This is a genomic window from Flavobacterium sp. W21_SRS_FM6 (assembly GCF_052119645.1).
Taxonomy (GTDB): Bacteria; Pseudomonadota; Gammaproteobacteria; order Enterobacterales; family Alteromonadaceae; genus Paraglaciecola.
On sequence record NZ_JBGQOM010000002.1, the window covers coordinates 525,394 to 548,719 of the forward strand.

At 42.3% G+C, this 23,326-nt stretch carries 19 protein-coding genes and 1 pseudogene; 9 read left to right on the forward strand and 11 right to left on the reverse strand.

Annotation, left to right across the window (positions count from 1 at the left end):
* Nucleotides 1-61 precede the first annotated feature (61 nt).
* Entirely contained in the window at nt 62-964 is a 903-nt protein-coding gene (gene rdgC, locus ACEN2L_RS05530) for a recombination-associated protein RdgC (RefSeq protein ID WP_306019895.1), read from the forward strand.
* 68 nt (nt 965-1,032) lie between these two features.
* Here rdgC and ACEN2L_RS05535 read toward each other — a convergent pair whose 3' ends face one another.
* Nucleotides 1,033-1,869, reverse strand: a complete 837-nt coding sequence (locus ACEN2L_RS05535; RefSeq protein ID WP_441742349.1) for an HDOD domain-containing protein — start codon at nt 1,867-1,869, stop codon at nt 1,033-1,035.
* A 224-nt stretch (nt 1,870-2,093) separates the two neighbouring features.
* Between ACEN2L_RS05535 and ACEN2L_RS05540 the strand changes: the two genes are divergently transcribed.
* Nucleotides 2,094-3,776 (forward strand): dipeptidyl-peptidase 3 family protein, encoded by a 1,683-nt coding sequence (locus ACEN2L_RS05540; RefSeq protein WP_441742351.1) that lies wholly within the window; start codon nt 2,094-2,096, stop codon nt 3,774-3,776.
* A 60-nt stretch (nt 3,777-3,836) separates the two neighbouring features.
* Here ACEN2L_RS05540 and ACEN2L_RS05545 read toward each other — a convergent pair whose 3' ends face one another.
* The 4 genes from ACEN2L_RS05545 to folB are packed head-to-tail and all read right to left on the reverse strand — an operon-like array spanning nt 3,837 to nt 5,887.
* Nucleotides 3,837-4,199, reverse strand: a complete 363-nt coding sequence (locus ACEN2L_RS05545) for a histidine triad nucleotide-binding protein (protein ID WP_441742353.1) — start codon at nt 4,197-4,199, stop codon at nt 3,837-3,839.
* Between the two features lie 16 nt (nt 4,200-4,215).
* The gene (locus tag ACEN2L_RS05550) at nt 4,216-5,016 is read right to left on the reverse strand and encodes an undecaprenyl-diphosphate phosphatase (RefSeq protein WP_306020953.1); all 801 of its coding nucleotides are present in this window, start codon (nt 5,014-5,016) and stop codon (nt 4,216-4,218) included.
* Between the two features lie 2 nt (nt 5,017-5,018).
* On the reverse strand, nt 5,019-5,516 hold the full coding sequence (folK, locus tag ACEN2L_RS05555) for a 2-amino-4-hydroxy-6-hydroxymethyldihydropteridine diphosphokinase (protein WP_441742355.1): 498 nt from the start codon (nt 5,514-5,516) through the stop codon (nt 5,019-5,021).
* 14 nt (nt 5,517-5,530) lie between these two features.
* Nucleotides 5,531-5,887, reverse strand: a complete 357-nt coding sequence (gene folB, locus ACEN2L_RS05560) for a dihydroneopterin aldolase (protein ID WP_441742357.1) — start codon at nt 5,885-5,887, stop codon at nt 5,531-5,533.
* Between the two features lie 76 nt (nt 5,888-5,963).
* Here folB and plsY point away from each other — a divergent pair, with 76 nt between their 5' ends.
* Nucleotides 5,964-6,557: a glycerol-3-phosphate 1-O-acyltransferase PlsY gene (gene plsY, locus ACEN2L_RS05565; RefSeq protein WP_441742359.1), complete on the forward strand. Its 594-nt coding sequence runs from the start codon at nt 5,964-5,966 to the stop codon at nt 6,555-6,557.
* On the opposite strand, the gene tsaD is transcribed toward plsY, so the two are convergent.
* Nucleotides 6,552-7,565 carry a tRNA (adenosine(37)-N6)-threonylcarbamoyltransferase complex transferase subunit TsaD gene (gene tsaD, locus ACEN2L_RS05570; RefSeq protein ID WP_441742361.1) on the reverse strand — a complete coding sequence of 338 codons (1,014 nt, stop codon included), beginning with the start codon at nt 7,563-7,565 and terminating at the stop codon, nt 6,552-6,554. The genes plsY and tsaD overlap by 6 nt on opposite strands.
* A 213-nt stretch (nt 7,566-7,778) precedes the next feature.
* Here tsaD and rpsU point away from each other — a divergent pair, with 213 nt between their 5' ends.
* From rpsU to ACEN2L_RS05595, 5 genes and pseudogenes are all read left to right on the forward strand, one after another.
* Nucleotides 7,779-7,994, forward strand: coding sequence for a 30S ribosomal protein S21 (rpsU, locus tag ACEN2L_RS05575; protein ID WP_006991319.1), 216 nt, complete (start codon nt 7,779-7,781; stop codon nt 7,992-7,994).
* 63 nt (nt 7,995-8,057) lie between these two features.
* Nucleotides 8,058-8,504 carry a GatB/YqeY domain-containing protein gene (locus tag ACEN2L_RS05580; protein WP_306020962.1) on the forward strand — a complete coding sequence of 149 codons (447 nt, stop codon included), beginning with the start codon at nt 8,058-8,060 and terminating at the stop codon, nt 8,502-8,504.
* A 140-nt stretch (nt 8,505-8,644) separates the two neighbouring features.
* A complete protein-coding gene (gene dnaG / locus ACEN2L_RS05585; RefSeq protein WP_306020963.1) occupies nt 8,645-10,411 on the forward strand; it encodes a DNA primase in 1,767 nt (588 codons plus the stop codon).
* A gap of 143 nt (nt 10,412-10,554) precedes the next feature.
* A pseudogene (rpoD, locus tag ACEN2L_RS05590) lies at nt 10,555-12,405 on the forward strand (RNA polymerase sigma factor RpoD); the annotation flags it as partial.
* Nucleotides 12,406-12,501: 96 nt separating this feature from the next.
* Complete coding sequence (locus tag ACEN2L_RS05595) at nt 12,502-14,073, forward strand: sodium:solute symporter family transporter (RefSeq protein ID WP_441742364.1); 1,572 nt, start codon at nt 12,502-12,504, stop codon at nt 14,071-14,073.
* Nucleotides 14,074-14,094: 21 nt separating this feature from the next.
* Here ACEN2L_RS05595 and ACEN2L_RS05600 read toward each other — a convergent pair whose 3' ends face one another.
* Entirely contained in the window at nt 14,095-14,250 is a 156-nt protein-coding gene (locus ACEN2L_RS05600) for a DUF2256 domain-containing protein (protein ID WP_441742366.1), read from the reverse strand.
* A gap of 134 nt (nt 14,251-14,384) precedes the next feature.
* Here ACEN2L_RS05600 and yegD point away from each other — a divergent pair, with 134 nt between their 5' ends.
* A complete protein-coding gene (gene yegD, locus ACEN2L_RS05605) occupies nt 14,385-15,803 on the forward strand; it encodes a molecular chaperone (protein WP_441742368.1) in 1,419 nt (472 codons plus the stop codon).
* 131 nt (nt 15,804-15,934) lie between these two features.
* On the opposite strand, the gene ACEN2L_RS05610 is transcribed toward yegD, so the two are convergent.
* From ACEN2L_RS05610 to ACEN2L_RS05625, 4 genes are all read right to left on the reverse strand, one after another.
* Nucleotides 15,935-18,172 carry a heparinase II/III domain-containing protein gene (locus ACEN2L_RS05610; RefSeq protein ID WP_372340888.1) on the reverse strand — a complete coding sequence of 746 codons (2,238 nt, stop codon included), beginning with the start codon at nt 18,170-18,172 and terminating at the stop codon, nt 15,935-15,937.
* Nucleotides 18,173-18,474: 302 nt separating this feature from the next.
* A complete protein-coding gene (locus ACEN2L_RS05615) occupies nt 18,475-18,837 on the reverse strand; it encodes a cupin domain-containing protein (RefSeq protein WP_372340889.1) in 363 nt (120 codons plus the stop codon).
* A gap of 264 nt (nt 18,838-19,101) precedes the next feature.
* Nucleotides 19,102-19,980 carry an NAD(P)-dependent oxidoreductase gene (locus ACEN2L_RS05620; RefSeq protein WP_306020968.1) on the reverse strand — a complete coding sequence of 293 codons (879 nt, stop codon included), beginning with the start codon at nt 19,978-19,980 and terminating at the stop codon, nt 19,102-19,104.
* Nucleotides 19,981-20,139: 159 nt separating this feature from the next.
* Nucleotides 20,140-23,082 (reverse strand): TonB-dependent receptor, encoded by a 2,943-nt coding sequence (locus tag ACEN2L_RS05625; protein ID WP_441742371.1) that lies wholly within the window; start codon nt 23,080-23,082, stop codon nt 20,140-20,142.
* Between the last annotated feature and the right edge of the window lie 244 nt (nt 23,083-23,326).

Consider the following 23,326-nt stretch of genomic DNA (forward strand, 5'->3'; position numbering starts at 1 on the left):
CTGCCCTTTTTTTGTAATAGCTCTGTGCGCTATTCGACTTTGTTATCTGAGCGGAACAATTATGTGGTTTAAAAATTTAAAACTTTATGCACTTACCCAGACCTTAGACATTGCAGAACAGGATCTTGAAGACAAACTAGCTGAATTCAGTTTTCGACCTTGTGGCAGCCAAGATCTTGCAACCATGGGGTTTTCTTCACCTATTAATAGTGGTCAAACCTTAATACACGCCGCTGCAGGTCGTATTTGGCTTACCCTAAAGAAACAAGAGCGTATTTTACCTGCTGCGGTAGTGAACGCCGAATTAGCAGAAAAAGTGGCGCAAATTGAGGCTGAAACAGGCTCTCCTGTTGGCAAAAAAGCTCAACAAGATATGAAGCAAGAAATTGTGCATCGTTTGCTGCCCATGGCCTTTACCAAAAACAGCTTTACCCATGGCTTTATATCAACCAAAGATAATTTGGTGGTCGTTGATGCTTCTGCCGATGGAAAAGCCGAAGCCTTTTTAGCCATGTTACGCAAAGCTATTGGCTCGTTACCGGTAGTTCCTTTAGCACGCCAAACGGTGCAAGCACAGCTTACTGCGTGGTTACAAAACCTAGATGTACCTAAAGACATTGTTATTCTTGAAGAAGCTGAGCTAAAAGCATTAGAAGAAGACGGTGCTATCTTACGTTGTAAAAATCAAGATTTAGGCAGTGAAGAGATCATTAACCATATCGAAGGTGGCAAAGTCGTGCAAAAATTAGCGGTAGAGTGGGATGAAACTTTATCTGCGCTGATTCAAGAAGACTTAACCATTAAACGCCTAAAATTTACCGATGTGGTGCGTGAACAAAACGATGACATTCCCAAAGATCAGCAACTCGCCAGAATGGATGCTAATTTTGCCCTTATGTCGGGTGAGATTGTACGTTTTGCTGCGCGCTTAAAAGAAATGTTTGATCTTAATAACGCAGAATAAAATATGCTAACAAAAAAGCCCCGTTAGCAGCTAATCTGCAAACGGGGCTTCGTTAGACTAACTCAATGTTAACCGAATACGTGTTTAGCACTATCTCGGTATTCTTTAAATTCATCCGACAAGAGTAAAGAAACATTCGGTACAATTTTCTTTGCTACCGCAGCTTCAAACAATTCTGATTCACCGCTGTCAAACTTACCTGCTAATACCGCACCTAAACGAATAAGGTCTAAATAAGAGATCGTTTCGGTTTGTACAGACAGATCTTGCCAGCTTTTGGCTACTTGAATAAATTCAGGTTCAAAACCCCACGCTTTCATTATGCCTTCACCAATTTTCCCAGATAATCTGTTGATGGATACATCAAGAAACGTCGGATTAGCAAACACTTCTGCATGACGTTCAGCTTCGGTCAAAACAGGTAGTGCACCTATATTGGCGACTAAGGCAGCTAACATCATAGAATCAAGATTGAGCGCTCTGTTTTTTGTCGCTTTGGTATGCACTTGCAGCACTGCTATGGAGCTAGCAACAATTTCAATTGTATCAGCCCAGATTTTTTCCATGTACGCTTTAACAACAGGGTTTTTAGACACAAATAGTTGTTCCATTGCTAAGGCAGTCGCAATGTTTTTGATTTGACGTAAGCCAATGCGCGTAACGGCTTGAGTAGTAGAGGTTACCTTTACTGTTCGGCCTAAATAAGCACTGTTAGAAATCTTAATCATGCGAGCACTAAGAGAAGGATCTTGCCCGATAACATCAGCCATTGCATTTAAGTTTATATCTGGATTATCAGCTGCTTTTCGTACTTTGAGTGCGATAGCAGGAAGGGTAGGCAATACCAAAGTATCGTTATTGATCTTATCTATCAATATTGTCAGTAATGCGTTTTCAGTAGACATGTAATTACCTGTTCAAATTCTTAACAAAACCATGGTTTGTAGAATGTTTATTATTGTTCAATGAGTGTAACGCTAGTCAATTATGTTTTAAATAACAAAAAGTTAAAAAAATGCTAATTTAGGGCAATTCAGAGGAATATCAGGTGATACGTCTTTCAATTTTGTTATATTGCGTTTGTAAGCCACTAAGCCTCCCCACATTAAATGATAAATAAGGTTTAACAATGACAGTTTTATTTATTCCCAAAAAGATTTGTATTGCACTTATCACTGCGGGCCTAATGGCATGCAGTCCAGCGCAGCCGCCTGTGGGTAAAGAACCCAGTGCGGCTAAATCTCAAGATTTGCAACTTCTAGCAGCACAATCTGAGCGTTTAGATATTTATAAAAAAGTAAAATTAACCAGTGATTTGAGCCAATATTCCGCTCAACAGCGTGAAATGCTCAGCGTACTGATACAAGCAGCTAGCATTATGGACGACTTATTTTGGCGTCAGGCCTTTGGCGATAATAAATCAGAATTTTTGGCGTCGATCCCTGACCCTAAAGTCCGCGAATTTGCAGCGCTAAATTATGGTCCGTGGGACAGATTAGCGGGTGATGCACCTTTCCTGACCGCAACTGAAGAAAAACCATTGGGAGCTCAATTTTATCCAAAGGATATGACTAAAGAAGAATTTGAGCAGGCCGAATTTAGTGATAAAAAAGGTTTATATTCAATGGTACAACGTGATGGTAACGGCAAATTAGTGGCTATCCCCTACTCTGAAATATTTAAACCTGAACTTACCGAAGTCGCAAGCCTACTCAATAAAGCGGCATCCCTGGCGCAAGACAGTAGTTTTGCGCATTATTTAAGTTTACGTGCTAAAGCTTTGCTGAGTAACGATTATCAGCCATCAGATTTTGCTTGGATGGACATGAAAACCAATCCCATCGAGTTAGTCATCGGTCCTATCGAAACGTATGAAGACCAATTATTCGGATACCGCGCAGCATTTGAAGCTTATGTGCTTGTTAAAGATTTAAGCTGGAGCGAAAAACTCAGTAAATACGCGGCCTTTTTACCCGAGTTACAACAAGGTTTGCCAGTAGCAGAACAATATAAAGCGCAAATGCCTGGTACCGATGCGGACTTAAATGCCTACGATGTTATTTATTATGCCGGCCATTCTAATGCGGGTAGCAAAACCATTGCGATAAATCTGCCCAACGACGAAGAAGTGCAACTGCAAAAAGGCACACGACGTTTGCAACTTAAAAACGCCATGCAAGCCAAGTTCGACAATATCATGCTACCTATCGCTGATGAGTTGATTGTGCCTGAACAGCGCAAACACATAACGTTTAACGCTTTTTTTGCCAATACCATGTTTCATGAGGTTGCCCATGGTCTGGGAGTTAAATCTGTTTTAAACAGTGAAGAAACCGTCAGGCAAGCATTGAAAGAACATGCTTCGGCACTAGAAGAGGGCAAAGCCGATATTCTTGGTGTGTATATGGTTAAACAACTGCTGGAAAAAGGCGTGATTACCGAGGGGCAACTTGAAGATTATTACGTCACCTTTATGGCCGGTATCTTTCGCTCTGTTAGATTTGGCGCCTCAAGTGCACATGGTAAAGCCAATATGATTCGCTTTAACTTTTTTAATGAGCACAACGCTTTTAGCCGTAACGAAGATGGCTATTATCAAGTGAATATGGAAAAGATGAGTGAAGCGGTTGATGCTTTATCCAACCTAATATTAACCTTACAAGGTGATGGCAATTACGCAGGTGTTGCCGAGCTAGTAGCTGATAAAGGGACTATTAAAGGGCAACTTGAGAGCGACTTACAGCGTTTAACGGATGCAGCGATACCCGTTGATATCGACTTTGAACAAGGCGCCGGCATACTGGGCTTATAAGTGAAAAAGCCCTGATATCAAATTTGATATCAGGGCTTTGTTTTTATCCGTGTTACACCCTTAGCGTTTCAATTTTTCTTGGTAAGGCGGCCATCCTAATGGCTTACCAGCCAGAACATGTAAATGAATGTGGTAGACCGTTTGACCACCATCTTCGTTGCAATTCATCACAGCGCGGTAGCCCTGCTCAGCAAAACCAAGTTCTGAGGCTAGTTTAGCCGCGACCCAATATAAGTGCCCTACTAATGTTTTATCTTGTTCTTCAATATCGTTAATAGTGGCGATGGCTTTTTTAGGGATCACTAAAAAGTGAATCGGCGCCTGTGGATTAATATCACGAAATGCCAAGGATAATTCATCCTCATATAAAATATCGGCCGGTATGCTTTTGTCGATAATTTTGCTAAAAATTGTTTCGCTCATGTTGTTTTCCTTAAGGTTAAACAAAGACAAAAATAAGGAGTAAAACACCTAAAATAAGGCGATAAATCACAAAAGGTAACATGCCAATACGTGATATCCAGGCAAGAAATAAGTAAATACAGGTATAGGCACACACAAAAGAGAAAACCGCTCCGATTAAGAGTTCCATCCATTGTACCGGGTCGGGACTTTGCACTAAATCAAGTGTTGCGAGTAAGCCCGCTCCTAAAATGACTGGAATAGACAATAGAAACGAAAAACGGGCTGCACTTTCACGATTCAGACCTAACATCAGGCCCGCAGTCATGGTGATACCTGAACGGGACGTGCCTGGAATAATAGCAATCGCTTGGGCGATACCAATCACTAAGGCATTTTTCCAAGTGATTTGTTCGATAGTCTTATCCATGGTGGCTTTTTTGTCTGCGTACCAAAGCAATAAACCAAAAACAATCGTTGTGATGGCGATGACTAAGGCGCTTCGAGCATAGACTTCGATAAAGTCTTTCAGTAAAAAACCAAATACTACGGCAGGAATAGTGGCTAGTATTACCCACCATGCTAATTTACTGTCAGTACTTTGCTGTTGACTAAAGCCATGGGTAAACCATGCGCTTAGTAATCTAACAATGTCTTGTCTGAAGTAGATCATTACAGCGAGTAAACTCCCCACATGAACCGCCACATCGTAGGCCAATCCTTGATTATGCCAGCCCAAAACCGCTGAGGGTAAAATCAAATGCGCAGAGCTAGAAATAGGTAAAAATTCAGTTAACCCTTGAATAATGGCCAAAATAATAATTTCAAATAAAGTCATGTTTAAAGCGGTCTCCAGTTAAATTCAATCGGCCAAAGGTGTTGTTGTGTTTTATCATATTCTTGCCATAAAACGGCATACGTTTTTTTTGCAATGGGGTGAATGTCGTGCGGCGCAATTTCGGCTAAAGGTTGCAATACAAAAGCGTTATAGAGTATCTCGGGGCGAGGTAATTCAACTGAATCATTGCTGATTACTTTGTCAAACAACAGCAGGTCTAAATCCAGCGTACGCGGTGAAAATTTTTCAGTGCTTCGTTCTCGCTTATTTTGCTCTTCTATCAGCTTGAGCACCTGACACACTGCTTCAATGCTCATGTTCGTTTGCGCCTTGGCCACGAGATTATAAAAATGACTACCTTGAAAGCCTACCGATTCACTTTCATATACACGAGATAGCAACAGCTCACCAAAATTTTCATACAGCCCCTGCAAACCCGCTTTGGTGTATTTTTCACGCTCTATATTACTTCCGATACTGATATAGATGGTATGTGGCATTGCGTTACTCTGGATCAATTTGGATTTTCCCGAGTAAGTTCTACTGCAACATTTTGTGCATTATCTAAAATATCGGGCTTGCTTAGCTTGAGGGTTATTTTTGTGACTGGAAATTGTGCAAAGATGGCTTTTAACATAGCATGAGCTAAGGCTTCTATTAGCTCAAATTCACTGCTTTTAGCTAGTTTATCGACACAATTGGCCACATCAGCATAATTCAGTGTATCGCCAACATTATCGGACAAAGCCGCTTTTGATAAATCGGTGAAAAGCGTGATATCGACTATCAAACGCTGGGTTGCGACTCTTTCCCAGTCATATACGCCTATTAATGAGAATACTTCTAAGCCCTCAATATAAATTTTGTCCATAGGTGATCCGCACTGTTTTTTATTGAGCTTTCATATATTCTTGTCAAATTGTAACCTTTTTGCCCAAGACAAGTATATGACAGGATTGACGATTTTGATTATTGCTTGCGCCTATTTGTTAGGCTCTGTATCAAGCGCGATCATCATTTGCCACATTTTTAACGCCCCTGATCCCAGAACCCAAGGTTCAGGCAATCCAGGCGCAACAAATGTTCTGCGCGTAGCGGGCAAGATACCGGCAATATTGGTTTTAGTCTTTGATGTACTAAAGGGGACCGTAATGGTCTGGGGGGCTTACTTTATAAATTTGGCGCCGGTAGAGTTAGGGCTTGTGGCAATCGCTGTCTGCTTGGGACATATTTTCCCGTTATTCTTTAATTTCTCTGGCGGTAAGGGCGTAGCCACCGCCTTTGGTGCATTCTTACCAATCGGCTTGGATCTATCTGCTTTACTCATCATAGTGTGGTTGAGTATTTTGTTTATTAGCGGCTATTCATCTTTAGCCGCTATCGTTACTGTCACTTTAGCTCCACTGCTTACTTGGTATATCAAAGCTGAGTATGCCTTACCTGTTGCCATGCTTTCATTACTGATCCTGTTTAAACACAGAAGTAATTTAATCAGGCTATTGAAAGGTCAAGAGCCTAAAATAAAAGAGCGTAATTTATAAGGCACTGAGCGATTCTAACGACCACCTTGGCTGCGCTTTAGTTGCTAAGCCTTCTACTTCTCCAGCCTTCAAACGTTGCATCCCCGCATAAGCAATCATGGCTCCGTTATCAGTACAAAATTCCATTCGCGGATAAAATACCTCACCTTTCATCTTTCCCATCATATCTTGCAATGCGCTGCGCAATTGGCGATTGGCGCTGACCCCACCAGCGATCACTAGACGTTTTAACCCCGTTTGTTTAAGTGCTCGTCGGCATTTGATAATGAGCGTATCGACCACTGCTTCTTGAAACGCATAGGCAATGTTTGCACGAGTTTGGGGGTCATCATTAGCAGCTCTGATTGTATTTGCCGCAAAGGTTTTTAAGCCACTAAAGCTAAAATCCAAACCCGGACGATCGGTCATTGGTCGAGGAAAACTATAATGGCCTGGCTCACCGCTATCAGCGAGTTTCGCTAATAAGGGACCACCAGGATAATCAAGGCCAAGTAACTTAGCGGTTTTATCAAAAGCTTCACCGGCGGCATCATCAACTGACTCGCCCAAAATTTGATACTGGCCAATCCCCTGCACATTCACAAGCATGGAGTGACCGCCAGAAACCAACAATGCAACAAATGGAAATTCAGGGGCTGGGTCGTCTAACATGGGCGCAAGCAAATGCCCTTCCATGTGATGCACCCCCACAGCAGGCACGCCCCAAGCGTAAGCTAAGCTGCGCGCAACTGAAGAACCAACAAGCAATGCCCCGACTAAGCCTGGCCCTTTGGTAAAGGCCACACCATCAATATCATCAGGCTGGCAGTTAGCGTCTAGCATAGCTTTGTTTATTAGAGGCAATAACTTTCTAACATGGTCGCGAGAGGCCAGTTCAGGTACGACACCACCATAGTCAGCATGGAGCTTAACTTGGCTATACAATTCGTGGGCAAGTAGACCTAATTTGTCATCATAGACAGCCACCCCCGTTTCATCACATGAGGTCTCTATACCCAAAATTCGCATTTATATTCCCACTGACTTAAATATTTGGGCTGCATTGTACTGATTTGCCTTGAATCCACCAAATTTTACTTAATTTCTTGCTGCTTATTGAATATTTAAGCTATCAAGCCTTTACATCACTGGCGGATATGATTAGAATTCCGCACCATTTTTAACCGCGCTGGCTAACTTTTGAGCTGGCAAATCAAGTTTTTATTTTGAGGTGAGATTTTAATGCCAATCGTTAAAGTTAGAGAGAACGAACCTTTTGATGTAGCGTTGCGTCGTTTTAAACGTTCATGTGAAAAAGCAGGTGTACTTTCTGAAGTCCGTCGTCGTGAATTTTTTGAAAAGCCTACTTGGGAACGTAAACGTAAAAAAGCAGCTGCTAAAAAGCGTTTATTGAAAAAGTTGTCTCGCGAAAACGCACGTCGCATAAGATTATACTAATCTCGCCCTTGGCGCGTTATTTATAACGCGCCCTGTGATGTAAGATTTGCTTTGAGTCATACCATGTCTTTGTTAAATACAATAAAAGAAGCACAGAAAGATGCAATGCGCGCTAAGGACAAAATTCGTCTTGGCACTATTCGTATGCTACTTGCTGGTGTTAAGCAACGTGAAGTTGATGAGCGTATTGAGCTAAACGATACCGACGTATTGGCTTTGTTAACCAAAATGGTTAAACAAAGAAAAGATGCGGCGGCTCAGTTTGAACAAGCCAATCGTCAAGACTTAGTTGACGTTGAATTAGCTGAAATTGAAATCTTACAAGACTTTTTGCCCCAAGCACTAACTGAAGATGAGTTATCCTCTCTAGTTGCGCAAGCCATAGCAGAAACCAATCCTTCCAACATGCAAGACATGGGGAAAGTGATGGCTTGGTTAAAACCCAAGGTTCAAGGCCGAGCTGATATGGGTCAGGTAAGTAGTAAGATTAAAGCAGCACTCAACGCTTAATTGTTATACTCAGATTTAAAGCAATAGACCGCATAGATGACCTAATCGTTATTTTGCGGTTTGTTTGTTTTTAACTTAAGCAAAACCTACCTCGCTTATGGCATCATAAGCTTCGTGTTAAAGTAACAAAGAGTAGTTAAATGGCTGGCCGTATTCCGCGCGAATTTATCGATGACATTATCGCCCGTACTGATATTGTCGAATTGATAGACAGCCGCGTTCGCTTAAAAAAAGCCGGACGAAACTATCAAGCGTGTTGCCCCTTTCATAATGAAAAAAGTCCTTCGTTTACGGTAAGCCAAGATAAACAGTTTTATCATTGTTTCGGCTGTGGTGCCCATGGCAATGTCATATCTTTTTTGATGGAACATGACAGATTAGAGTTTCCTGAAGCAGTAGAAGAGTTAGCCCAATACCATAGTATTGAAGTGCCTAGAGAAGAAGGTGGCGCTCCTGCCCCCTCTGCTCAGCAAAAACAGCAGATCCAAGACGACTATGAGTTAATGGAAAAAGCAGCCAAGTTTTTTGCTCAGCAATTGAAAGTACATACGGAAAAAGACAAACCTATCAATTATTTGAAGGGCCGAGGCTTAAGCGGTGACATCGTCAAAGCCTATGGAATAGGGTACGCACCACCTGAGTGGGATAGTGTACTGCGCGCCTTTGGTTCAACGCCGCAGGCGACACAGCAATTATTAGATTTGAAACTGATTACCGAAAATGATAATCGTCGACGTTTCGATTTTTTTCGTGATCGTATTATGTTTCCCATTCGCGACAAACGTGGACGTGTTATCGGTTTTGGTGGTCGAGTCCTAGAAGACGGTGGGCCTAAATATTTAAACTCACCAGAAACCCGTATTTTTCATAAAGGTCATGAATTATATGGCTTTTATCAAGCCAAGCAGGCCCATCGTAACTTAAGCCGAGTAATGATAGTCGAAGGTTACATGGATGTAGTAGCCCTCGCTCAATTCGGCATTGATTACGCAGTTGCGTCATTAGGAACAGCAACCACCGCTGAACACATCCAAATGCTTTTTCGGGCAACATCAGAAATTATATGCTGTTTCGATGGTGACCGGGCAGGTCGCGAAGCCGCCTGGCGCGCGCTCGAAAACGCTCTACCCTATTTAAAAGATGGGGTAGAAATGAAGTTTTTATTTTTACCTGATGGCGAAGATCCAGACACCTTGGTTCGTCAAATTGGTAAAGAGGCATTTGAAGATAAAATGCAACAAGAGGCCATGCCCTTGTCACGCTTCTTTTTTGATAATTTATTGCAGCGCCATCATGTAAGTAGCGCAGAAGGAAAAGCAGCACTAAAAGCCCAAGCTATGCCACTGATAGAGCAAATAGTGGGTGAAAATCAGCGGGTTATCCTGACCAATGATCTGAGTGCGCATATGGGCGAACAAAATCGTCATAAGTTGGAGCGCGATATCGCTAAGGCGAACGCCCACACTGGGGTGAGAAAAGTTGATTTTTCTACTCCCAATAAAAGCAGTATGTCGCCTATTCGAATGATGATCCGACTACTATTGGATAATCCAGCCATCGCATCTGAATGTGCAGACGCCGATCCACGTCTACTTGCTGGGGCACAGATAGCAGGAATTGATTTATTAAATGAAGTTTTTTCTTTTTGCCAAAGTCGGCCGCAAGCGAATACTGCCAGTGTTTTAGAACAATTTCGTCATCACCCACAAGTGAATCATTTAGCAAAATTATTGAATACTGAATATACGGAACAAAGTCCTTTAAAAGTGTTCCAAGATAGCTTTAGTAAGTTATTAGAGTGGCATTTACAGAGCCGCATGGACGAATTAATGTCGAAGGCTCGTTTAAGAAAACTGAGCACAGAAGAAAAACAAGAGCTAAACCTACTTGTAAAAGAACAAAAATAGCCCAACATCTAGCAGTAGAGAGGCGAAGTCTGCTATACTGGCTAATTCGCTAACGCCCTAAAGCAAATGCAAATCGGCTAATTTACTGGTACCAAATCAATGTTCACGATTGATTTGGTACATTTTCAACCAATTCAAAAAGTGTAAGGTATATGGTGCAAAGCAAGCAGTCGCAGATAAAACTCCTCATTGCTAAAGGTAAAGAACAAGGCTATTTGACTTTTGCGGAGGTTAACGATCACCTTCCTCAAGATATAGTCGATTCAGACCAAATAGAAGATATTATACGCATGATAAATGACATGGGTATCAAGGTCTTCGAAAGTGCTCCTGATGCCGATGAGCTATTAATGCAAGAGAGTGACACGGACGAGGAAGTGGCCGAAGCAGCCGCCCAAGCCCTTGCCACAGTTGAAAGTGAAATAGGCCGAACAACTGACCCCGTACGTATGTATATGCGTGAAATGGGTACAGTTGAACTGTTGACTCGTGAAGGCGAGATTGTTATCGCTAAACGAATCGAAGAAGGTATTAATCAGGTTCAGTGTTCTGTTGCTGAATACCCTGAAGCGATTACCTATTTACTTGATCAGTGGGATCAATTCGAAGCTGAAGAAATTCGTTTAAGCGACATCATTATCGGATTTGTTGACCCAAATGAACAAGATATTGCTCCTACTGCTACCCATATCGGTTCTGAATTGTCTGAAAAAGAATTAGATGATGAAGATGATGACGGTGATGATGATGATGATTCTGACTCTGACGAAGAAGAAGATACCGGTCCAGATCCTGAACTAGCTCGTGAAAAATTTACCGCTTTACGCATCCAATACGAGAAAACTCGTGATGTGATTGCTAAGAAAGGCCGTTCACACAAAGATGCTCGTGCACAGATTTTTGATTTAAGTGAAATATTTAAAGAATTTAGATTAACGCCTAAGCAATTTGATCGCATGGTTAAAAACATGCGCAGCATGATGGACCGTGTCCGCGTACAAGAACGTATTGTGATGAAGCACTGTGTTATCAGCGCTAAAATGCCTAAGAAAGACTTTATTAAAGCCTTTGCTGGTAATGAAACAAGCACAAAGTGGTTGTTCAAAATTTTAGATTCTGATTTACCTTACGCCGCAGAAATGCGTGTTCATCAAGAAGAATTAGAACGTAGCGTCAGTAAAATGAACCAAGTCGAAGAAGAAACTGGTTTATGTATTGCTGATATTAAAGACATCAACAGACGTATGTCGATCGGTGAAGCGAAAGCCCGCCGCGCTAAAAAAGAAATGGTTGAAGCTAACCTACGTTTGGTTATTTCAATCGCTAAAAAATACACCAACCGAGGGTTACAATTCTTGGATCTGATCCAAGAAGGTAATATCGGTCTGATGAAAGCCGTTGATAAATTTGAATATCGCCGTGGTTATAAGTTTTCAACTTATGCAACGTGGTGGATACGTCAAGCAATCACCCGTTCAATTGCCGACCAAGCACGTACTATCCGTATTCCTGTGCATATGATTGAAACGATTAACAAACTTAATCGCATCAGTCGTCAAATGTTGCAAGAGATGGGCCGCGAGCCAACCCCTGAAGAATTGTCAGAACGCATGATGATGCCAGAAGACAAAATTCGTAAAGTGTTGAAAATCGCCAAAGAGCCGATCTCAATGGAAACTCCTATCGGTGATGATGAAGATTCACATTTAGGTGACTTTATTGAAGACAGCACTATCATTCAGCCCCTTGATTCTGCAACAGGCGGCAGTTTGAAAGATGCGACTCAAGAAGTGTTAGCTGGTTTAACGGCCCGCGAAGCTAAAGTGTTGAGGATGCGTTTTGGTATCGACATGAACACTGATCATACTTTGGAAGAAGTGGGTAAGCAGTTTGATGTTACACGTGAGCGTATTCGTCAAATCGAAGCTAAAGCCTTGCGTAAATTGCGTCATCCAAGTCGTTCAGAGCAATTAAAAAGCTTCTTAGACGAATAGAGTCTGGTAAAACAACAAACAGCCCCGCACTTTGCGGGGCTTTTTTTTGCATTCATTTTAACGGATTGCTAAGGTGGAAAGAAAAATGTACTGATTATGAACTACGTAGACTACCTGATCGTTTTTACTTATCTCGTCGGCTTATTAGTGCTTGGTTTTGTGTTGCGCAACCAACAAAATAAAGATGACTACTTTTTAGCCGGTAGGACCTTAGGTTGGAAGCCCCTGACCTTATCTATCATGGCAACCCAACTTTCGGCGGTCAGTTTCATCTCAGCCCCAGCTTTTGTTGGTTTGCGAGAAGGAGGCGGCTTAATTTGGCTTTCCTATGAATTGGCCGTGCCCTTCGCCATGTTATTGCTGTTATGGCTGGTGCTACCTACACTCCATAGTAGCGGTGTTATCAGTGTGTATGACTTTCTAGAACGCCGTTTCGACCGTTCTTCACGATTACTGATTAGCTTGGTTTTTCAAATAAGTCGGTCATTTGCCACCGCCATAATGATTTACGCAATCTCCATTATTTTACAAAGCACCATCGGCCTCGCGTTTTGGCAAAGCGTATTGTGTATTGGCATTATTACGCTTATTTATTCCTTACAGGGAGGGATGAAAGCAGTAGTGTATGGTGATGCGATACAAATGATATTTATTATCTTAGGTGCCCTCACCTGCCTCGGTTTTGGGCTTTATCATATTGGTGGTTGGAACCAATTCGTTGCGCTAGTAGAACCAAGCAGATTACAAACTTTAAACATCGATACTGCGGGTTTTAATGGGTCAGACTTCGGTTTATTACCGATGCTCTTTGGCGGTTTTATTTTGTATGCCTCGTATTATGGCTGCGATCAGTCTGAAGCGCAGCGCTCGTTGGCAGCAAAAAATCCAGTTGAACTGAAAAAGATGATTATGACGGCGAGTTTTTTACGCTTTCCAATCACTTTAATCTATTGTTTTGCTGGATTGGTAATAGGCACCTTGGCCTCAACTCAAGCTGATTTTTTAGCCAAAATTCCACAGCAACATCCTGACTGGATGATGCCTATTTTTATCGTAAACTATTTACCTCATGGGATAATCGGCTTGTTATTGGTGGCAATACTAGCGGCGGCAATGTCATCGTTAAGTTCAGCTGTGAATAGTTTGGCAGCTGTCAGTGTTGAAGATTACTGCCGCTACCGTAATAAACAGTTAAGTAATCACCAATATTTACGTTATGCCAAGATAAGTGGCGCCTGCTGGGGCCTTGCTACATTACTGCTTTCTTTCTATGCCGGTGATATTGCACCCACTATCATTGAAGCCATAAATAAAGTCGGTTCGGTTTTTTACGGCCCCGTTTTAGCTATGTTTTTACTGGCTATTTTGACTAAGAAGCTTTCAGCTCGCCATGTAAATACAGGCTTATTAGTAGGCGTTCTAAGCAATATCGCCCTATGGCTATTAGTCAAAGAGTTATTCTGGTTTTGGTGGAACGTTGTAGGTTTTGTATTTACAGTAAGCGTAAGCTACTGCGCGTATTTCCTTAGGCCTCAACAACCTGGAACCCTAAAAGTACAGCGTCATCCAAGCGTGTTAAACAAACGCGATGTATGCTTTATGCTACTTTGGTTCGCTATCATAATGGTGGCGTGCTACGTGATTCCAAACCTTATCGAACAGACTTAATCGTTGTTATTGTTGGCCAACTTAGTCTTGACTCTCCTTAGACTTAGCCGTTCTATCGCCAGCGCAGCGTTTAGAACAATATTTAACATCTGGCCAATTGCGTTCCCACTTTTTACGCCATGTAAAAGGTCGATGGCAGACTGGGCAGATTTTGCTGGGCAGTAAAGACTTTTTCATTTGTTTTGATGTTGACCAACCTAGCTCAGCTATACGTACGCGGGTATAAATCAGATCTGTCAGCAATTAACTGCCCATTAAAGGTTGATTTAGATTAGAATCCGCCGCTTTATTTTGTTGTAAGGAAAAGCGTTATGTATGCGGGCCTAGATTTTGGTACTTCTAATTGTTTAATTGGCGTTATGGAGCATGGGCAGCCAGTGCTTATTCCCTTAGAAGATGGCAAGCCCCGTTTACCTTCCTGTTTATATATCGACAAAGATTGTTTTGCCCCTGCGACTATTTCAAATGCGCAACTTAGTAGCACAATGAAAGCGATCCAGAGTCAGCCTGCCACTGAGTTGTCCCATGAAGCATTAATTAACCTCGCCCGCCAACAACTTCGAAAAGCCCATCGAATCAGCGCACCAGCGACGAAAAGAGCACAAAGTATTGTTGAAGCCTTAAAATCGAGTAGCGATATTTTAGTGGGAGAACATGCTGCTCAAATGCACATTCATGATCCTGAAAATGGCTTTTACATTAAGTCGCCAAAATCATTTTTAGGCGCCGACATCAATAGCGCACAACGAGGGGTTTTTACAGCTATCGTTGAAAAAATGCTGGCATTTATTAAAGAAGAAGCCGAGGCCGTTAAAGAAATTGAATTAACTCAATTAGTCATTGGCCGCCCCGTCAATTTTCACGGACTCTTGGGTCATGATGGTAATCAACAAGCACTCAGTATTATCGATACCGCAGCAAAAAACATCGGCCTTAAGCACATCGAGTTTTTAATGGAGCCCGTGGCAGCAGCCTATGATTATGAACGTCAACTTAGCCAAGATAGACTCGTGCTTATTCTTGATTTGGGTGGTGGCACTACAGACTGCTCTATGATTAAAATTGGCCCTAGTTATCGTAAGCTGATGGATCGTCAACACTGCATTTTGAGCCACACTGGGCAACGGATTGGTGGTATTGATTTAGACAATAAACTCGCTTTAATGACACTCATGCCTCACTTTGGTAAAAATATCGTACTGAATAACGGGCTACCGGTCCCTAATCATTTATTTAAACAAGCCGTGACCTTAAATGATGTCAGTGCCCAGCAAGATTTTAATTCGAGCCGCACCACCAAAGAAATAGAACGTTATTTGACCATGACCAAAGATCATCGTTTAAAACGATTAAAAACCTTACGAGACGAAAAATACGGTTTACGAGTCAGCCGTAGCGCCGAGCAAGCCAAAATATTACTGTCAGAGCAGCAGCACATTGAACTGCCCTTACCCTACATTGAAGCAAACTTTGATATCACCATCAGTAGACAAGAGCTTGGCGATGCCATCGCTGATGAATTACGGAAATTCGAAACCCTGATGACCGATGCAATAACCCAAGCAGGCACACAGCCGGATGCCATTTATGTGACCGGTGGAACCGCACTTTCGCCTACAGTGCAGCAGTGGATAAACAGCGCTTTTCCTGACAGTGAAATTGTTATTGGCGATCACTTTGGTAGTGTCACCTCTGGTTTAGTCACCCAAGCGCAGCGATTGTTTGGCTAGCTGACTTACTAAAACTAGGAAGCTGCATGAGCTGAGTTACTGCTCGCACAGCGGGAAGTTGGGAGAACTTGAGTTGAGTCCTAACAGCGATTGCCAAAAATGGCAATCGTCTGAAAGTGACTAGCAAAGCGCTAAAACAACTGATAAGCCCCTTTCCATTTATATGACTTACCCTCGATTGTAACCTGATGCTTAGTTGAGCTAGAGGCATCTTGATTAGCCATAATAAAAGTCTTGGTTTGTCGATTTACCCCTTTTATCAAAACCGCAGTGTAATTTTTATCGTCCAATATCACCTTAAGTTCGGCAATGCTGCTGTAAGAGTTGACCGACAATTCAGAGACAGGGTTATAGCTGCCGTGCGCTTCAACCACTGAGGCAAAAACCGTATTTGCGGTGGCTTTTCTACGAAGCATAAACGCTGCATCTCGACGTAAATTAAAGTCCGGATCGTTAGCGCCAAGGCGAGTAAACAGCAACTCATCACTGACATTTGTAGAAGCGGTTAAGGTATAAAATGTACCATCGCCCAACCACGAAAACTGCGTTGATGCTACTGCCGGTTTGCCTTTTCCTTCTAAATACAGATGTTGATAACCGTTATCTCTACCAAGAGGGCTCAAACTTAGAGGAGAGTCATAGTCAAAATTTGTGCTGATGACCTGTCCCATAAAGTAAAATGGTAGGTCATATTGATTTTGACTCTTTGAATCAACTTTCATGATATCGAGCAAAAATGGCTTTTCGAATTCAGTTAGCTTAATCATTGCCATCGTTCGATGCATTTCTGTACCGGGGTAAGCATTGCTTTCTTTAGCACTGACTACCTGCAGATTTTCGTTGGTCGAATCAAAGAAATACAATTGCGAGTGGTGTTGGCTACCGATTTCATAGTCACCATTAAAATGTGATGTTTCGTTGACGGTTAAGGTGTTATGCGCAATCGTTTGCTTAGCCCACGTTTTATTTTCTTTTAGATAATTGCCACCACCTTTTTGCCCGATATTGACAAATCGAGTAAGACCATAATCTTGCAGTACTTCATTCCCTTTGTTGTACAAAGAGAAGGATAACTTGTCATAGTGCCCATGGCTCAGCCCTTGCGCGGCATATTTAAATACAAGAGTTAGATCTTCATCACCATAACGCAGAATGCCCACGCCCCCCTGCTGACCATCTTGTCCATCAGTCAGGTTAATAGATTGTTTGGTAAAGGGCTGCGATTTGCCATCTCGAATGCCCAGAGCCACTGACAAACCTGATTCGTCCAGCAAGACTTCATTTTGCTTTTCAGCAATGCTCAGTAATTGCGGATTTTGTGTGCCGTAGTGAAAAGCAATGTCGACCGCTGAAACTAACGCAGGGGTAAAATATGACATGCCCTTTTGGCCATCATTTAGCGGGAAAAAATTCCCCGCCGCGTCGGTTAAATTAAGGAGTGCATCGACTCCTTTCAACAACACATTATCTTTGTGTTCAAACACCTTCATTTCGGGTTTAACGTTGTGCATTGCCAAAGCAAAAATCAAAAAGGGATACATGGCGTAGCGCTGATAATAAGGGCCTTCAGTATAATATCCATCGGGAGAGAAAGGGTCTTCAAGGTTTGCGAGAAAACCTGCTTTTTGTCCTTCTACTTTAATAAAGCCGCCATCATTGTCTCTGGCGCCAACTTCAAGACCATCATCTTCGATACCGTATAAAGCCCGTTGTAATAATGCTTCATCGTTCATCACCAAAGCGATCATCCCAACCGCGGCATTACCCCAAGTACTGTGATTATGAATACGATTATAAAACTGCGGATTTTCGATAGAGATATAATCAGCGAAGGGGCGAAATAAATTGTTCTCTAGGCGTTCGCGCTCTTTAATTGACAAAGTATCGTAAATCGCATCATAGGCTTGGCTCATGTAAACCAGCCAGTTACTGTCATTCAGACACTGCCAAAAAAGTTTACCTCTAGCATAGGAACGTTCTTGGGGATGAACAGGTAGCGATTGATACATCGCTTCGTACTGAAAAAGCATATCGCGGATATAGGTCGCGTATTTATTGTCTTGTAGTATCTGGTACAGCGCACCCGCTTGTTGTGCGATGATAAAATTTTGTTTATGCCTTTGATGAGTATAACCACCGGAAAAATCCTTAGGAATAGGCGTGTCAATCCCAAGGGCAATTTCAGCATCTACTTGTTGTTTTACCCGCTGCACTGACGCGTCAAACAAGGGCACCTTGCCCAAGCTATTACGCATTTTTTCTACCCCAGCCTGCGTCATTATGAGGTTAGGGTGTTCCTGTGCCTGAGTGGTTGATGTGAAGGATACCCACACCAATAACATTACGTTAATCATTTTTCTAAAGTGCATTTTCATGTCCTTGTCTAACAATGTCATCACTTGCCAATGTCGAAGCGATTAGGAAGAGTCAGTGATATTTTTTTGAACTATCTCATTGAATAATGCACGCCAAGGTGAAAGTAACACCTCACCTGCAGTGCACAAGATAGTGAACAACCCTATGCAAATTTTTTGCTAGCGTAGATGAAATAAATGTCAGCAAAACATCACTAATTTTGCTGAACATCGCTCAATTCGCTATCCCCCCTGAACGAAAGAGCATCATTTAAGCCCTTGAGCCAGATAATAATGCGGGGCGCCCCATAACAATGTTATAGGTCTTTAGGTGCTGACAACCCTTCTACAAAGTCCTCTCTGGCAGGACTAAAGGTATCTATCAAAATGCCACCTGTTGGGCACGTTGCACCATGATCCGCATAAGGAGGGATCAAACAACTATCGCCTGGTTTTAATATTTTAGTCACACCATCTATATTAAAATGAAACTCCCCTTCAACCACGTAGGTCACCTGAGAATGTCTATGTGCATGGTTATAGCCGATTGCTCCTTTTTCAAACCATATTTTTACGGCCATTAATTCTTGGTTATAACCTAACATTTGGCGCTTTAATCCACCGCCGATATCTTCAATCTCGGTTTCATTCCCAAATAAAAAATGCTCACTTTGGCTCATAATAAGCTCCTTTTTGATCCGCTATTTGATACAAACCCTACGTTATAGTCTCTTAAGTTTAAAAAGCCCCAGTGTCTAGTCATCTAACTTTACTGGTAAACTGACAGTTAGCTCGCATAACGTAACGGCAGCAAAAAGCCCCTAAAAAGAGGCTTGTTAACTATAAATTTTAAATACAAGTTTGCTTTGTGTGGACCTTGCTTGTAAGTGTTAGCAACGCGTTGTTCAAGCATATGTGTTGAAGCGCTGTGGCTAACATATCAACTATTTTTCTAATTTAAGAAAATAATCGTAAATCTCAGGCACGTTACCATTGCCCATACCCGCATCAAAAGCTGCTTGAAGGTTGGCTGACGTCCCCTCAGCAATTTGTGCTCGAGTGCCTAAGTCTTTTACCATTTCAAGGAAGTAACCTAAGTCTTTATTTGCATTACCGATTGAAAAACCTAAATCGCTAACACCGTCAACGGCGTAGTTTTTACAAAAGTGCATAAAGGGTGAATTAGACGGTCCCGTCGACATAATGTTAAAAAGCTGCTGACGATCAACACCCGCTAATTCTGCAACTGCAAAAGCCTGTGACATAGCTGTCACGGTGGTCATCCCCATAAAGTTATTAATAAGCTTGGTTGTATGGCCAGCACCTAGTGCACCAAGATAAAAGACATTCTCGCCCTGCATCTCTAATATAGGCTTAACCTTATCAAACGTCGCTTGGTCGCCAGAAGCCATGATGTTAAGTAAACCGTCTTTAGCATGAGCTGGAGTACGTCCTAACGGCGCGTCAACCATACCCGCACCTTTTTTGGCAAGATCAGCACCAATTTTGCGAGTAGAAGCAGGGATAGACGTACCAAAGTCGATCAGTACCGCGCCTTCCTTAATACCCGCTAAGATTCCATCATCAGAGTAAACCAACTTTTCTACAACGTTAGACGTGGTTAAACAGAGCATAATGATATCACTGGCAGCAGCAAGTTCGGCAGCCGAACTCGCTTCTGTCGCGCCACGAGCGACCACTGCAGCAACAGCGTCTTTATTAAGATCCATAACAATGGGTTTAAAACCTTTTTTCTGTAAGTTTTCAACCATGTTGCTGCCCATAAGGCCTAGGCCAATAAAGCCTATGGTAGGTAAGGTCATATTTAACTCCTGTTTATCTATCTGTTAATTTTGTTCATTGCCAATTTAGGTCTTTGATAAGCCCAAATAAGGCGGTTAAAAGCTATCCCAAGCCACAATAGCGAGGGATAGCCTGTCATAATGATGACGTGCTAGTGCTTGATAGTTTGCCTGAGCAAACTAGAAACGATAGCTCGCACCCACTGTTATGCGTCGGTCAGTAAGACCTTGAAAACACAGTAAAGCGCCTTCATTTACACAAGACTGCTTTATTTCTGATTCGGTTAAGTTAACGCCTTCAATACCAATATTGAGTTGCTCGTTTACATCATAAGAGATGCTGGCATTAAGCTGACCTCTATCCTCTTGAATGACGGGGAAGCCCCAAGGATAAGAAGACGTACTACCAAAGTCGTCTGAGCGGAAAGCTTCACGCCATGTATAACGCATACGTGCTGAAAGGCCGAATTTCTCGTAGTACAAGGTAAAGTTATAAGCATTTTCAGATAGATTCAGTAGTCCTTGCACTGCTGTAACCGTTACAGAGGTGTCTGAAGAGCCTGTTGAGGCAGCGAACACTTGGCTTGCTCGGCTTGATGATGTATTAAACGCTTCACCACCAGAGAATTCTTGAATGGTATAGTTTGCCACCACGCCAAAACCAGAAGCCCAACCTAAGTCACTCTCAAACGCTGAAAGGTCATATTGAAAGGCCATTTCGATACCTTTTTGCGTTGTATCCTTAGTATCGTTTATCACACTTGAAAATGGCACACACACGCCAGTATCCGATGACACTGGACCAAACACGTTGATAAGTGCGATTGGGTTCCAAATACCACCTTGCTCACAAACTGGACCTACGATATCGCGATATCCGGTGCCTGGTTCTGAATAAGGGTCAACCTGTTGACCAACGTGCACATCCTCACGGGTTTTATGAAAGTAGCCGATGCTCACCAACGCTGCTTCAGCAAAATACCACTCGGCTGAGATATCAAACGAGGTAACTAACTCAGGTTTCAAGTTGGGATTGCCACCAGACACTGCCGGGTTAGGACTCGTACTAAAAGTATATGAGCTTGAAAGGTCACTAAAATTAGGACGTCGAATATCCTTACCCCAGGCTGCACGCAAAACTACGTCATCAGTGACATCTGCGCTGACATTAATTCGCGGCAGTACAAAACTATAATCGCTTGATGTAGTTTCTGCGACGGTGTCGCCGTTTACACTGCGAGTACCGGTCGAATCTAAATCAGTCTTAACGTAACGAATGCCAACATTGCCGCGGAATATGCCAGACTCGAAATTAGCTTGTGCATATAACGCGTTAGTTGATTCGCTAATGTCATAAAATCCAGCCACCGATGAGGTAGGTTGTGATAGCTGTCTTGAGCCACCATATGTCGTAATTGCGCTTGCTAATGTCTCAAATACTCGGTCAGGATCTGAAGCCACTATCTCAGGGTCAACTAACAAGAAATCTTTAACAAATAACTCCCTGCCATCAGCCGCATTAAAGTTATCAGGGCCAGTTGTGAGAATATCAGAAAACAACGAGCCATCGGGTGAGTCAGCTAAACTAGAGATACTTAAATTTGAACCAATGACATTTGAAACACTAGAGGTTTTGTTGTAGCGGTAACCTGCATCAATCGTAGTAAATATTGACAGATTGAGGTCGTATGTTACATCAAAACGCATGGCATCTTCGGTGTTTTCGTTGGTATTTTGAGCAATGGCTACCGCTTGTAACCGGTAGTTGGCAGGGTTAAGCAAGTCTGCTCTAGTAGGGGCATTTGCAGCATCGTAAGCGATACCAAAAGCCAATGAACCACCGCTTAAGTCATACTCAAATGGTGTACCGTTATCGTTGGCAGAACCAATAGTTGCGTTAGGGTTAAGAAAGTTTAATGTGGTGTCAATTCTTGGCGTAGAGGAATCTGAAGTAGAAGATGATGCTTCAGCACTTATCTTATAATTATCACCGTAGTATTCACCACCTAGTCTGAATATTTTGCTTTTTGTTTTACGTGAACTGGTATCACTCGAAAGGCGTAAATTAGGATCTAATCCATCTGAATCAACAGGAATAACTCCTTTGACTGCAGCTTGAATATCACCAAGATCAACACCATCAAGTGAACCAAAATCAACAGTTTCAAACTCAGTAGGAATCGACACACCTATAAGGTCACTCACTCCAGAAGCTTGAACTCTTGAGCTCTCTTCTCTACGGTCTTGATCATTAACGATGGCATCAAACCAAAACTTTGTATTGCTATTGGGTGCCCATTCAAATGAACCGGCGAAGTTCACCGTTTCATACTCGTAGTTGTCATAATCTTGAATGAGAAACTGAATAGGCAGATAACTGAAACTTTGCGCACTAGCTAAACCACTATCTGAGCGAACAATATTATCGCGGTCGGCGCGGGGACGAAAAGCCGTCACATCCTGTTCAGCGTAGCTTGCACTAAATACAACACCAAACTCGCCATGATCAGTTTCCCAATTATCACCAAATGTACCGGATAGTCTGGGTGTTGCACCATCAGTTGAAAGACTGCTGTCTTCCGCTTGCACTCTGACAGAGGCCAAGGTTTCACTCAATTCAAGTGGACGAATAGTTCTTAAGTTAATCGTACCACCAACCGACCCCTCTATTGTTTTTGCAACCGGAGCTTTAGTTACTTCTAAACCAGCAATAATAGATGCAGACACATCCTCAAAATTAATCCCACTTCTTCCTGCGCCAGACCCCACCGTTGAGACACCATTGATTTCAGTTCGGTTTGCATCAGTTCCGCGGATTTGTACACCCGTGCCTACACCGGCAGAACGAGTAATCTGAACACCCGTGATGTTTTCAAGTACTTCAGCCAAATTTTGGTCAGGCAGTTTACCAATGTCCTCAGCCTGAATTATTTCAACTAGGCTCGAGGCAGACCGTTTTTCTGCTAAGGCATTGGTTAATGATGCCCGGATACCTGAGACTTCAATAATCTCTGTATCATCATCTGGTTCTGATTGCGCAACTTGTGCAAAAACCGGTGTGACAAAATTCAGCGTTGTCGCTGACAACATTGCTAAGGTAATTTTTGATAGTTTGTGTCCCATTGTTTTCTCCTGTGCAGCTATTTTGTGGGTGAGGTGTCACGCCCTGTAAGCCGCATCTGTAATAAATATTAATTGTCACCAAGCGATAAACGCCCTTCGAACCAACCATTCTCTACAAGCAACCCACTTAACACTCACAAAGAATTTACAATATAGTTACAAGATTAAACCGAAAGGTCAACCAAATTTACATACCAAAAACACCCAAAAAACCAACATAATGACTTACCAATATGTATTTTTA

Coding starts and splice junctions, on each gene's coding strand:
- ACEN2L_RS05545 (WP_441742353.1), bottom strand. CDS start 4,199: ATGAGCGAAACAATTTTTAGCAAAATTATCGACAAAAGCATACCGGCC.
- folB (WP_441742357.1), bottom strand. CDS start 5,887: ATGGACAAAATTTATATTGAGGGCTTAGAAGTATTCTCATTAATAGGC.
- yegD (WP_441742368.1), top strand. CDS start 14,385: ATGTATGCGGGCCTAGATTTTGGTACTTCTAATTGTTTAATTGGCGTT.
- rdgC (WP_306019895.1), top strand. CDS start 62: ATGTGGTTTAAAAATTTAAAACTTTATGCACTTACCCAGACCTTAGAC.
- ACEN2L_RS05615 (WP_372340889.1), bottom strand. CDS start 18,837: ATGAGCCAAAGTGAGCATTTTTTATTTGGGAATGAAACCGAGATTGAA.
- dnaG (WP_306020963.1), top strand. CDS start 8,645: ATGGCTGGCCGTATTCCGCGCGAATTTATCGATGACATTATCGCCCGT.
- rpsU (WP_006991319.1), top strand. CDS start 7,779: ATGCCAATCGTTAAAGTTAGAGAGAACGAACCTTTTGATGTAGCGTTG.
- ACEN2L_RS05595 (WP_441742364.1), top strand. CDS start 12,502: ATGAACTACGTAGACTACCTGATCGTTTTTACTTATCTCGTCGGCTTA.
- ACEN2L_RS05550 (WP_306020953.1), bottom strand. CDS start 5,016: ATGACTTTATTTGAAATTATTATTTTGGCCATTATTCAAGGGTTAACT.
- plsY (WP_441742359.1), top strand. CDS start 5,964: ATGACAGGATTGACGATTTTGATTATTGCTTGCGCCTATTTGTTAGGC.
- ACEN2L_RS05600 (WP_441742366.1), bottom strand. CDS start 14,250: ATGAAAAAGTCTTTACTGCCCAGCAAAATCTGCCCAGTCTGCCATCGA.
- ACEN2L_RS05620 (WP_306020968.1), bottom strand. CDS start 19,980: ATGACCTTACCTACCATAGGCTTTATTGGCCTAGGCCTTATGGGCAGC.
- ACEN2L_RS05540 (WP_441742351.1), top strand. CDS start 2,094: ATGACAGTTTTATTTATTCCCAAAAAGATTTGTATTGCACTTATCACT.
- ACEN2L_RS05610 (WP_372340888.1), bottom strand. CDS start 18,172: ATGCACTTTAGAAAAATGATTAACGTAATGTTATTGGTGTGGGTATCC.
- tsaD (WP_441742361.1), bottom strand. CDS start 7,565: ATGCGAATTTTGGGTATAGAGACCTCATGTGATGAAACGGGGGTGGCT.
- ACEN2L_RS05625 (WP_441742371.1), bottom strand. CDS start 23,082: ATGGGACACAAACTATCAAAAATTACCTTAGCAATGTTGTCAGCGACA.
- ACEN2L_RS05580 (WP_306020962.1), top strand. CDS start 8,058: ATGTCTTTGTTAAATACAATAAAAGAAGCACAGAAAGATGCAATGCGC.
- ACEN2L_RS05535 (WP_441742349.1), bottom strand. CDS start 1,869: ATGTCTACTGAAAACGCATTACTGACAATATTGATAGATAAGATCAAT.
- folK (WP_441742355.1), bottom strand. CDS start 5,516: ATGCCACATACCATCTATATCAGTATCGGAAGTAATATAGAGCGTGAA.